The organism is Variovorax ginsengisoli (assembly GCF_030811835.1).
Taxonomy (GTDB): Bacteria; Pseudomonadota; Gammaproteobacteria; order Burkholderiales; family Burkholderiaceae_C; genus Variovorax; species Variovorax ginsengisoli_C.
Genome location: NZ_JAUSRO010000019.1, coordinates 108,209 through 120,386, shown reverse-complemented (window position 1 = coordinate 120,386; position 12,178 = coordinate 108,209). Strand labels below are relative to the sequence as shown.

General features: G+C 67.7%; 5 protein-coding genes. All 5 read left to right on the top strand.

The features are described 5' to 3' along the window. The first annotated feature begins 125 nt into the window (after positions 1-125). The 5 genes from J2W36_RS24180 (at position 126) to recD (ending at position 12,176) form a co-directional block, all read left to right on the top strand. Positions 126-1,433: an RAD55 family ATPase gene (locus J2W36_RS24180; RefSeq protein ID WP_307692335.1), complete on the top strand. Its 1,308-nt coding sequence runs from the start codon at positions 126-128 to the stop codon at positions 1,431-1,433. After that, positions 1,430-2,560 carry a GGDEF domain-containing protein gene (locus J2W36_RS24175; protein ID WP_307692330.1) on the top strand — a complete coding sequence of 377 codons (1,131 nt, stop codon included), beginning with the start codon at positions 1,430-1,432 and terminating at the stop codon, positions 2,558-2,560. Before J2W36_RS24180 ends, J2W36_RS24175 begins: the two co-directional genes overlap by 4 nt. Positions 2,561-2,689: 129 nt before the next feature. Beyond that, entirely contained in the window at positions 2,690-6,265 is a 3,576-nt protein-coding gene (recC, locus tag J2W36_RS24170; RefSeq protein WP_307692329.1) for an exodeoxyribonuclease V subunit gamma, read from the top strand. After that, positions 6,262-10,041, top strand: a complete 3,780-nt coding sequence (gene recB, locus J2W36_RS24165) for an exodeoxyribonuclease V subunit beta (RefSeq protein WP_307692328.1) — start codon at positions 6,262-6,264, stop codon at positions 10,039-10,041. The genes recC and recB overlap by 4 nt, the downstream gene beginning before the upstream one ends. After that, positions 10,038-12,176, top strand: coding sequence for an exodeoxyribonuclease V subunit alpha (gene recD / locus J2W36_RS24160; RefSeq protein ID WP_307692327.1), 2,139 nt, complete (start codon positions 10,038-10,040; stop codon positions 12,174-12,176). Before recB ends, recD begins: the two co-directional genes overlap by 4 nt. Positions 12,177-12,178 lie beyond the last annotated feature (2 nt).

Genomic DNA, 12,178 nt, shown 5'->3' with positions numbered 1-12,178 from the left:
TCAGGCAGCATCGCGCTGCCCAACAGCGTCTTGCTCAGATCGAGCAGGCGCTACATTGCGAATAGCCCGTGTCCTGAAATACGGGGGCAAGATCATTCACAGTGCTTGGCGAGCCACCATTGAAGATGCTGCGTTACCAGCAGCAGTTCGATTTCTTCGATGCAGAGGCAGTGAACAAGACGGTTCACTTCGTTAACCTGTCAGACGATGCGATGGCGGGCGAGCTCGACCGCGTGCTCAAGCGTATCGGTGACAAGGTCGCCGAGCACGGCCCTTCGCTGGTCTTCGTCGATTCTTTCCGCTCGGTGGGCCTCGCGAGCGAGAGCGGTGTAGCGAACCCGCACAACCGCCTCCAGCAGTTCGTGCAACAGCTGGGCATGCTGATGACGAGTTGGCAGGCGACAACCTTCCTTATCGGTGAGTACGCCACCGAAACTGACGCCAACCCCGTGTTCACTGTCTGCGACGGGCTCCTGTGGCTGCGGCAAAGCGTGCAGCGTAATTCCATGGTGCGAAAGATGGAGGTCATGAAAATGCGCGGCCAACCGACGCTGCCCGGTCTTCACACGTTCCGCATTCACGCGTCCGGGATCGAGGTTTTTCCGCCCGCCAGCGTGTCGATCCGGAAAGAGCCACATGCGCACGTCGTCGCGTCGGGCGCGAGGCTTTCGATGGGGGTGCCGGGCTTGGATGAGATGCTTGGCGGCGGTATGCCACGTGGTTGCTCGTTACTCGTTGCCGGGCCGTCGGGCTCGGGCAAGAGTGTGCTTGCGACCGCATTTCTTGCTGAAGGAGCGTGTCGCGGTGAAGCCGGCGTGATAGCCGCCTTCGAGCAGCATCCCAACCGATTCCGCAGCCGCATCGTTGCCGACCTGATCTCCGCCGGCAAGGTGGGCTTGGTCGAGAACCGGGGCTCCGACCTGTCTATCGACGAGACCGTCTACTTGTTGATGCACGAGATCAGGCGGCTCGGTGCCACGCGCGTTGTGATCGATTCACTGTCCGGGTTCGAGCTCGCCCTTGCGCCGACCTTCAGAGTCGACTTCCGAGAGTCGCTTTCCGGCATGGTCACTGCGCTTGCCGGCACGGGTGTCACGGTGCTGATGACCTCGGAGCTGGAAGATCGATACACCCATCTGCGTTTCAGTCCTTACGGTACGGCGTTCATGACGGATGCGATCATCGTGCAGCGCTATATCGAAGTCGCCAGCCGTCTGCGGCGCGTGATGGCCGTGGTGAAGGTGCGCGGTAGTTCGCACTCGGACGAACTGAGGGAATTCACCATCGACGACCAGGGGATACGGATCGGCGAGATGCTCACGGATCAGGAGGGACTTCTGGGTGGCAGGCCCACGACAAAAGCGCTGATGGCCGAGGGAAACACCAACGCGACCGACGGCTTGTCGACACGCACGATTGCGTCACCATCGTGAACAGCGTCCCGGAAGTGCCGAAGGATCCTGTGGCTCAGGCTCAAGAACGGCTGGACCTCATCAATGACCGAGTGGCCACGATGCGAGCCGTTCTGGTTCAACTCTTGCAGGACATCGTTCAGGCAGAGAGCCGCTTGGACCGCAGTCAGGCATTGCAACTCCAGAAGGTGAACGAGAACCTGGTCGTCAGTGCGCTGGCTGCCCAGAGCGATGCCAAGACGGCCAATGATGCACTCGATGAGTTGTCCCGAGCCGCTGGGATCGATCCGCTGACCGGACTGCCTAACCGCACGCTTTTGCTCGATCGCCTGGGACGCGCCATCGCCCATGCCAAACGCCATGGAAATCGCGTCGCGCTCCTGTTTCTGGATCTCGATGGATTCAAGCAGATCAACGATCGATTGGGTCATGCGGCTGGAGATCAGGCGCTGCAGCTTGTCGCAGACTGTCTTCGGTCGTTGGTACGGGAAACATACACAGTCAGCCGCCACGGCGGCGACGAATTCCTGATCCTTCTGTCTGAAATCCTGCACCCGCAAGACGCTGAGAGCGTCGCCAGAAAGGTCAACAAAGTGCTGTCTTCCTACGGCCAGTTCAATATCGAATCTGGCTTGACGGCCAGTATTGGTATTAGCTTGTATCCGGACGACAGCGATGACGCAAAGTTACTTATCGAGCTTGCCGATGCGGCGATGTACCGCGCCAAGGCGCAGGGGAGGGGTGGGTTCGTGTTTCACGGCTATCGCCCTTCGGCAATAGCGGCAATAACGGCATCAACGCCTGAACCCCTTGAGCCGCATGAACCCGTCCGTCCGCAGCAAAAGTTGTCCGTATCGATCCATGACAAACAGCATGCTCAACTTCGGGAAGCCAACGAGGCGCTCGTCCTGGCCGCGCTGGGCGCCCAGGAACTGTTGGCTGCCGCCGAAGATACGCGGCGTCGTCAGGCGGACTTGCGTGCGATGCTGGCAAAAGAATTGAGCGACCCGTTCGCCCCCATCCGGCTCGCTGTGACGACGCTCGGCATGTCTGGCGCCGAGGTCGCGCTGCTGGCGCTTGTGCAAGAGGTTGTCGAGAAGCAGGCGCGCAAATTGGTGCGGATGGTCAACGAAGTGCTTCCACCGTAAGCCATTGATGGCGGAATCTCCGCGCTGGCCGCCGTGGAAGCGGCTCGCGCCGGCATCATGGGCGAGCCGCGGTGCCAGGCGGCTACCATGCCACCCACAGATGCCAGCCTGAAGAGGAAAAACAGTTCCATGCGCGACACAGCCATCGTCCCCGGCCTGATGGTGATCCACGGCAACCATCCCGAAGCACTGCGCAACGTGCTGGTCGGCTGGATGGCCGCGCATCCGCTCGCGCCGCTGGAGGACGAGCTCATCCTGGTGCAGAGCAACGGCATTGCGCAGTGGTTGAAGCTGGCGCTGGCGCGCGACGTGGCCGACGGCGGCTGCGGCATCGCGGCGTCGCTCGACATGCAGTTGCCGGCGCGCTTTCTCTGGCAGGCGTACCGTGCTGTGCTGGGCGAGGCGGCGGTGCCGGCGGTCTCGCCCTTCGACAAGCCGCTGCTGGTCTGGCGCCTCATGCGCCTTCTGCCAGCGCTGTTGGCCGAGCCGCTCTTCGCGCCGCTCGCGCGTTTTCTCGAAGATGACGCCGACCTGCGCAAACGCCATCAGTTGGCAGAACGCCTGGCCGACCTGTACGACCAGTACCAGGTCTACCGTGCCGATTGGCTGGCCGATTGGGCGCGGGAGGACGACGTGATCCGCACCAGCCGTCAGGGCATCGTGGCGCTGCCCGACACCCTGCGCTGGCAGCCGCGCCTCTGGCGCGCGTTGCTGGCCGATGTGGGCGCCACGCATCCGGCGCAGGCGGCATCCAGTCGTGCCGACACGCATCGCCGCTTTCTCGAGGCCGCCCGCGCGCAGTCCGTCGACGAACGCCCGATCGGCCTGCCGCGCCGTCTCATGGTCTTCGGCATCTCCTCGTTGCCGCAGCAGGCGCTGGAGGTGCTGTCGGCGCTCGCGCGCTGGACGCAGGTGTTCATGTGCGTGCACAACCCGTGCGAGCACTACTGGGCCAATACCATCGCCGACAAGGACCTGCTGCGCGCCGAGCGCAGCCGCCAGTCGCGCAAGGCGGGTGCGCCCGAGCGCATCGATGAATCGCAGCTGCACCTGCATGCGCACCCGCTGCTGGCGGCCTGGGGCAAGCAGGGCCGCGACTTCATCGGTCTGCTCGATGCCTACGACGAGCGCGAGCGCTACGAGCAGCGTTTTCTGGAAGTGCAGCAGCGCATCGATCTGTTCGAAAGCAGTGGTGAATCCTGCCTGTTGAACCAGTTGCAGGAAGACATCCGCGCGCTGCGGCCGTTGGCCGAGACGCGCGCGCACTGGCCTGCCTGCGATCCACGCACCGACGGCTCGATCCGCTTTCACATCGCGCACAGCGCGCAGCGCGAGGTCGAGGTGCTGCACGACCAGTTGCTGGCTGCCTTTGCCGCAGATGCCACGCTGCACGCACGCGACATCATCGTGATGGTCCCCGACATCCATGCCTACGCGCCGCATGTGCAGGCGGTCTTCGGCTTGTTGGAGCCAAGCGACCCACGCTATGTCCGCTTCACCGTGGCCGACCAGGGCCAACGCCAGAGCGACCCGCTGCTCGGCGCGCTGGAGAAGCTGCTCGGCCTGCCGCAGTCGCGCATGGCAGTGAGCGACCTGCTCGACCTGCTGGAGGTGCCCGCGCTGTGCCGGCGCTTTGCGATCGACGAATCCCAACTGCCGCTGCTGCACCGCTGGGTCGGCGCGGCCAACGTGCGCTGGGGTTTGCATGCCGAGCAGCGTCGCGGGCTCGACCTGCCGCAGGCGCCGGAGCAGAACAGCTGGTTCTTTGGCCTGCGCCGCATGCTGCTGGGCTATGCCGCCGGTGCGGGCGAGGCGTGGCAGGACATCGAGCCGCTCGACGAGATTGGCGGGCTCGACGCGGCACTGCTCGGCCCTCTGGCGCGTTTGCTCGAAACGCTCGACGCCACCTGGCGCCGACTGCGCGAGCCGGCCACACCCGCACAGTGGAGCGAACACCTGCGCACCCTCATGGCGGATTTCTTCGACGCGCCGGAAGGGGAGGACGGCTTCACGCTCCTGCGGCTCGAAGCGGCCTTGCAGACCTGGCAGTCCGCCTGCGAGGATGCGGCGCTGGTGGCGCCGTTGCCGCTGTCCGTGGTGCAGGCCCACTGGCTCGCGCAACTCGACCAGGGCAGCCTCACGCAGCCTTTCTTCGCGGGCGCAGTGACCTTTGCCACGTTGATGCCGATGCGCGCGATTCCGTTCCGTCGCGTCTGCCTGCTGGGCATGAACGATGGCGACTACCCCCGCACGCGCGTGCCGATGGACTTCGACCTGATGGGCCGCGACTACCGCCCGGGCGACCGTTCGCGGCGCGAGGACGACCGCTACCTGTTCCTGGAGGCGCTGCTGTCCGCGCGCGACCATCTGCACGTGAGCTGGGTCGGGCGCAGCATCCATGACAACACCGAGCGCCCGCCGTCGGTGCTGGTGGCGCAGCTGCGCGATCACCTGGCTGCCGGTTGGCGAGTCGCAGGCGAGGGCGAGGGAGCAGGCGTGGCGCCGGGCATGCCAAGCCGCGCCTTGCTCGAAGGGTTGACCTTCGAGCATCGGCTGCAGCCCTTCCACCGCGACTATTTCCGCACGGGTCACCGCCTGTTCAGCCATGCACACGAATGGCGCGATGGCTTGCTGGCGGCCGCGACCGATGGGCGCGGTGCGCATGCCCTGCATGACGAGCCGGCACTCGATGCGCGCCCGTCCGACAGTCCGCTCACGCTGCGCATGCTCGCCGATTTCCTGAAAGATCCCGTGCGCAGCTTCTTTCGCCAGCGCCTGGGCATCTACTTCGAGATGGTCGATCCGTCCAGCGAAGACCAGGAGCCCTTTGCCATCGACGCGCTGGACAACTGGCGACTGCAGGACGAACTGATCGAGGCACAGAAAACCGCCGTGCTGCAGGGCTTGCCGCGCGAGGACGCGCTGCGCGACCGGCTCGCGCGCATCGCCCGTCGCGGCGAATTGCCGTTGGGCCACTTTGCCGACCTGCTGGGCGAAGCGCTTGCCGAACCAATGGAAGACCTGTTCGCCCGTTACGCGCAGGCGTTGGCAGACTGGCCCGAGGCGCTGCCCGACGCCGCCATCGACTTTCGCGATGCGCGCGCGGACGCCGGCGTGCAGGTGGCCGACTGGCTGGGCGGCATGCGTCGCAATGCGCAAGGCGAGCGGGCCCGCGTGGTGCTGGAGAGTGGCACCCTGCTGAAAGACCGCAGCTACCGGCGCGACAAGCTCATCGGCTTCTGGGTGGCGCATCTGGCGGGGCATCTGGAGGGCCTGCCGATGACCAGCGTGATCGTTGGCAAGAATGGTACGGTGCGCCTGCCGCCGCTTGACGTGCAACAGGCGCTGGCGCACTGGCACATCCTGCTCGACGCCTGGGCCGAAGGCATGCGCCGTCCGTTGCCGCTGGCTGTGAAAAGCGGTTTTGCGTGGCTGCTCAAAGGCGGCATGCCCGACGGTGCAGCCACCGGAGAGGCGGCCCAGGCCGCGCGCGACTGCTACGAACTGCACGATCCGCAGAACCTGCGCTTTTCCGAGCGTGACGAGAACCCGTACCTGCTGCGCGCCTGGCCCCAGTTCGACGCGCTGTGGGCCGGTGGTGCGTTTGCCCAGTGGGCCGACCGCCTGCTGCGGCCGCTGCATGATGCCGTGGACCGCCATGGCGAGAAGGCCGGCACCCGTCAGAAGGAGGGTGCATCGTCGTGAGCAATGCACCTGTCACCACCTCCCTCACCTTGCCTCCCACCACGCTGGCGCCACTGGCCTTTCCGCTGCACGGCAGCCGGCTGATCGAGGCCAGTGCCGGCACCGGCAAAACCTTCACCATCGCGGCGCTGTACGTGCGGCTGGTGCTCGGCCATGGCGGCGACGCCGCCTTCGCGCGCCCGCTCACGCCGCCCGAGATCCTCGTCGTCACCTTCACCGATGCGGCGACCAAGGAGCTGCGCGACCGCATCCGCGTTCGCCTGGCCGAAGCCGCCAGCCGTTTTCTCGCCGACCCTGCCGACGTGCCGGACCTGCCACCCGGCACGGACCTGTTGCACGACTTGCGCGCCGAGTACCCTCCCGCGCAATGGACCACCTGTGCGCGCAAGCTGCAGCTGGCCGCCGAATGGATGGACGAAGCCGCGGTATCGACCATCCACGGCTGGTGCAACCGCATGCTGGGCGAGCACGCCTTCGACAGCGACAGCCTTTTCAACCAGACGCTGGAGACCGACACCAGCGAGCTGTTGGCCGAGGTGGTGCGCGACTACTGGCGCACCTTCTACTATCCGCTCGGTCTCGCCGATGTGGCCGTGCTGCGCCAATGGTGGGCATCGCCCGCCGAGCTGCAGCATGCGCTGCGCTCCCTGCTCGCGCACACCGATGTACTGGGCCCCGGCGCTGCGCCGCCGCAGGCCATCGGCCAGGCGCGCGACGCGGCAGCGCGGCTGCTCACCGACATCAAGGCACCGTGGGCGGCCTGGGCCGACGAACTGCAGGCGCTGCTCGACGCGGCGGTCGACGCCAAGCAGGTGGTCGGCAGCAAGATCCAGCGCCGCTATTACCAGCCCTGGCTGGACGCGCTGCGCACCTGGGCCGGCACCGGCGAGCTGGTGACGCCCGACCTGAAGACCGGCTGGACGCGGCTCACCCCCGCCGGTTTGGCCGAAGCCTGGAAAGACGGCGTCGGGCCGACGCACCCGGCCTTGTCCGCCATGGTCGACCTGCGCGACCGCCTCGCCCAACTGCCCGATGCCCGCAGCGACCTGCTGCGCCATGCAACGCGCTGGGTGGCCACGCGCTTCGCCGACGAACAGGCACGCCGCGCGCAAATGGGTTTCGACGACCTGCTCACCCGCCTGGACGCAGCGCTGCAGGGCCCGAACGGAGAGCGACTGGCGGCGGTGATCCGTGCCCAGTTCCCCGTGGCCCTGATCGACGAATTCCAGGACACCGACCCCCTGCAGTACCGCATCTTCGATGCCGTCTACCGCGTTGCCGACTCGGCTTGTGACCGTGCGCTGATCCTCATCGGCGACCCCAAGCAGGCGATCTATGCCTTCCGCGGCGCCGACATCCACACCTACCTGCGTGCCCGGCGCGACACCGCGGGTCGCCACTACACCCTGGGCACCAACTTCCGTTCGACCGCGGCCATGGTGGCGGCGGTCAACCACGTCTTCGCGCAGGCCGAGCGCCGGGACGCGGGCCACGGCGCCTTCCTGTTCCGCGACGCGCACGACAACCCGGTGCCGTTTCATGCCGTGCAGGCGCAGGGCCGCGACGACCGTTTCGTGGTGCAGGGCCGGGTGCCGGCCGCGCTCACCTGCTGGTTGCCCGATGCGGGCGCCGACAGCCCCGAATGGTCGAAGACCACCTATGTGCAGCGGCTGGCCAGCGTCTGCGCGGGGGAGATCGTCACCTTGCTGCGCCTGGGCCAGCAGGGCGATGCCGGCTTCGACGCGCCGGGTCAGCCGCACCGGGCCTTGCAGCCTGGCGACATCGCCGTGCTCGTGAACACCGGCAAGGAAGCCGCCGCCGTTCGCCAGGCCCTGGCGGCGGGTGGCGTGCGCAGCGTTTACCTGTCCGACAAGGAGTCGGTGTTCCAGAGCCCGCAGGCCCGCGAACTGCAATGCTGGCTGGCCGCCTGTGCCGAACCCGAGGACGACCGGTTGCTGCGCGCCGCACTCGGCACAGCCTCGCTGGGGCTGCGCTGGCATTCGCTTGACGCGTTGAACCAGAACGAGGCGGTATGGGAAGCACGCGTGCTTCAGTTTCGCGGCTACCGCCAGTGCTGGCGGCGCCAGGGCGTCTTGCCGATGGTGCGTCGACTGCTTGCCGATTTTTCGGTACCGCGCCGCCTGTTGTCGGCGGGGGGCGAACGTGCGCTCACCGATGTGCTGCACCTGGCCGAACTCCTGCAGCAGGCCAGCACGCAGCTCGATGGCGAGCATGCGCTCATCCGCTACCTGGCCGAGCAGCGTCAGGACGATGCCGGCGGCAACGATGGCCGCAAGCTGCGTCTGGAGAGCGATGCCGCGCTGGTCAAGGTCGTCACGGTGCACAAATCCAAGGGCCTCGAGTATCCGCTGGTGTTCCTGCCTTTCGCCTGCGCTTTTCGAGCGACGCGCCCGGAGGATGTGCCGCTCCAATGGCACGACGAAGACGGCCAGCTTCACGTGGCGTTGACCGCAGACCCCGTCGCCTTGGCGCAGGCCGACCGCGAACGCCTGGGCGAAGACCTGCGCAAGTTCTATGTGGCGCTGACCCGTGCGCGCCATGCCACATGGATCGGCATGGCGCCCTTGAAGGCGCTGCACGCCAGCGCGCCGGGTTACCTGCTCGCCGGCGGCGAAGCGGTGCCGCCGGCGCAGCTGGCCGCGCGTCTGAACGCCCTGGCCGCAGGCGAGCAAGAGCAAGCAGAGGGCACCATGGCGATCGCACCGCTGCCGCCACCGGTTGACGTGCAATACCAGGCCGGCAGCATCGACGATGAGATCGGGCCGGCCCATGCGTTGCAGCTCGCGCCGCGCGAGCCGTGGTGGATCACCAGCTATTCAGGCCTGCAGGTCGGCGTGCCCGTCCCCGGCACGGAGGAGGGCGCTGCGGAGCCGGCCGTGCCCGGCGTACCCCTTCAGCGCACGCAGGCGGCGCAGACGGCAGCCGAAGACGTGTATGCCGAAAGCCGCGACGAACCCTTGCCGGACGCTGTGGCTGCCGGCACCGTGGAGCCAGCCGCCACGGCAGGCAGCCTGCACGCCTTTCCGCGCGGCCCGAGCCCCGGCAGTTTCCTGCACGGGTTGCTGGAGTGGGCCGCCGACCAGCGTTTTGCGAAGGTGCTTGCCGATCCCGCCGAGGCGGGGGACCTGATCGCGCGCCGTTGCAACCTGCGCGGCTGGAGCCGCTGGACCGGGCCGCTCACGGCCTGGTTGCCAGCCTTCCTTGCCGCGCCACTGCCCTTGCCCGGCACCGCGCCGCTGGTGCTTGCCGATCTCGTCGGCTACCGCGTGGAAACGGAGTTCTGGTTCGCGCTGCGGCAGGTCGACACCGACCGGCTCGACGCGCTGGTGTGCGCCGGCACGCTGGACGGCCTCGCACGGCCAGCGCTGCTGCCCCACCGCCTGAATGGCATGCTCAAGGGTTTCATCGACCTCGTGTTCGAGCACGACGGCCGCTATTACGTGGGGGACTACAAGTCGAACTGGCTCGGCCCCGACGACGCGGCCTATACCGCGCAGGCCATGCGCGATGCCGTGCTCGCGCACCGCTACGAGCTGCAGTACGCGCTCTACGTGTTCGCGCTGCACCGGCTCCTCCAATCGCGCCTGCCCGGCTATGACTACGACCGCCACGTGGGTGGCGCGCTCTGCCTTTTTCTGCGCGGTACAGCGTCGGCTACGCGCGGCCTGCATTTCGAACGCCCGCCGCGCAGCCTGATCGAGGCGCTCGACATCCTGTTCAGCGGCGACGCCACCGCGCAGGAGTTGACACCATGAGCTTCGATACCCTGGCCGGCATGCTGGCCCTGCTCGGGCAATGGACCGCACGCGGCTGGTTGCGCGAGCTCGACCGTGCCCTGGCCGTGTTCCTGGCCGAACAGGCCCCGGACGCGCATCCCCTGGTCATTCTGGGCGCAGCGCTGGCCAGCCATCAGCTCGGTCGCGGCCATGTCTGCCTCGATCTGGAGGCGACGCTGGAAGACAGCAGCTTCGCGCTCTCGCTGCCGCCAGACGGCCACCAGGCCGAGGCGGGCGGCTCCGGCGAGCCGCCACCGGTCCTGCCCGCCGCAGTGCTGGCCGGCGTGGATGCAACGCGCTGGCAGGCGGCCTGCAATGCGTCGACGCTCGTCGCTGGCGGCCCTGGCGGTACACCGCTCGTGTTGGCCGGCACGCGCCTCTACCTGCGCCGCTACTGGCAATACGAGCGCGACGTCCACGGCGCCATCGGCGCGCGGCTGAAGGCCGGCCTGGCGCGCCGCGATGCCTTGCCGGCCGCGGCCCTTCGGCAGGCGCTGGACACGCTTTTTCCGGAGGCTCCTTCGGCAACCGCGCAGGCCGACTGGCAGAAGATGGCCTGCGCCTTGGCTGCAGGCAATGTGTTCAGCATCGTCACCGGCGGACCCGGCACTGGCAAGACCACCACCGTCGTCAAGCTGTTGGCGTTGTTGCAAAGCCTGCACCTGCACGGCCGCGCGGATGCCGATGATTCTGTGCGCGCGCTGCGCATCCGGCTGGCGGCTCCTACCGGCAAGGCCGCGGCGCGGCTCAACGAGTCGATCGCCGGTGCGGTCCGGGGCCTGCGGCTCGATGGCCTGCCGCATGGGGAACTCGTGCGCGCGCGGATTCCCACCGAGGTCACTACGCTGCATCGCCTGCTCGGCAGCCGGCCCGACAGTCGCCGCTTTCGTCACCACGTTGGCAACCCGCTGCCGCTGGACGTGCTGGTGGTCGACGAAGCCTCGATGGTCGATCTGGAAATGATGGCTGCGCTGCTCGCGGCATTGCCCGACAGCGCGCGCCTCGTGCTGCTCGGCGACAAGGACCAGCTGGCCTCCGTCGAGGCCGGCGCGGTGCTGGGCGAGTTGTGCCGGCGCGCGGGCGAAGGCCATTACCTGCCATCCACGCGCGACTGGCTGGAGGCCGTCAGTGGCGAGAAGGTCGCGCCGCAGTGGGTGGACGCGCACGGCACGCCCTTGGACCAAGCCGTGGCCATGTTGCGCCACAGCCATCGCTTCACGGCCGACAGCGGCATTGGCCGGCTCGCCGACGCCGTCAACAGCGGCGACGTGCCGGCGTTGCGCGAGATCTGGCGCTTGCCTTACCCTGACCTGTCGCGGTTGAGCCTGGCCAGCCCCGGCGACGCCCCCTTGCGCGCACTGGCGATCGACGGCGCAGTGCACCAGTTCGTGAACAACGGGCGAGGGCGTTACCTGGGGGGGGAGGCGTTGCCGCCGCCGGTGGGCCTGCGGCATTATCTGGAGACACTCCACCGCTTGCAGCCCGAAGCGAATGCCAAGCAGGAGGTGTTCGACGCCTGGGCGCGTGCGGTGCTCGAGGCGCACGGTCGCTTCCAGGTGCTGTGCGCGCTGCGGCGTGGGCCTTGGGGTGTCGAAGGCCTGAACCAGCGCATCGCGGCACTGCTGGTCGATGCCGGGCTGCTGACTGCTTCGCAGGGCTGGTACCTGGGTCGGCCGGTGCTCGTCACGCGCAACGACTACGGCCTCGGGCTGATGAACGGTGACATCGGCATCACGCTCGCGCTGCCACAGGTCGGCCTCGATGGCGTGCCGCGGCTGGCGTTGCGCGTCGCGTTCGCAGCCGGCGACGGTGCCGGCACCATCCGGTGGGTGCTGCCCAGCCGGCTGCAGAGTGTCGAAAGCGTGTATGCCATGACGGTCCACAAATCGCAGGGCTCGGAGTTCACGCATGCGGCCCTGGTGCTGCCGGAGCACCTGAACCCGGTGCTCACGCGCGAACTGGTCTACACCGGCATCACGCGGGCGCGGCATTGGTTCAGCCTGGCCAGTGCGGACCCGACCCATCGGGTGATGGAAGATGCCACCCGTCGCCGCGTGCGGCGCGCCAGCGGACTGCTGGACGACACCCTGGGTCGCGACATGGTGGGCGGCTGAGC

Coding starts and splice junctions, on each gene's coding strand:
- J2W36_RS24180 (WP_307692335.1), top strand. CDS start 126: ATGCTGCGTTACCAGCAGCAGTTCGATTTCTTCGATGCAGAGGCAGTG.
- recD (WP_307692327.1), top strand. CDS start 10,038: ATGAGCTTCGATACCCTGGCCGGCATGCTGGCCCTGCTCGGGCAATGG.
- recC (WP_307692329.1), top strand. CDS start 2,690: ATGCGCGACACAGCCATCGTCCCCGGCCTGATGGTGATCCACGGCAAC.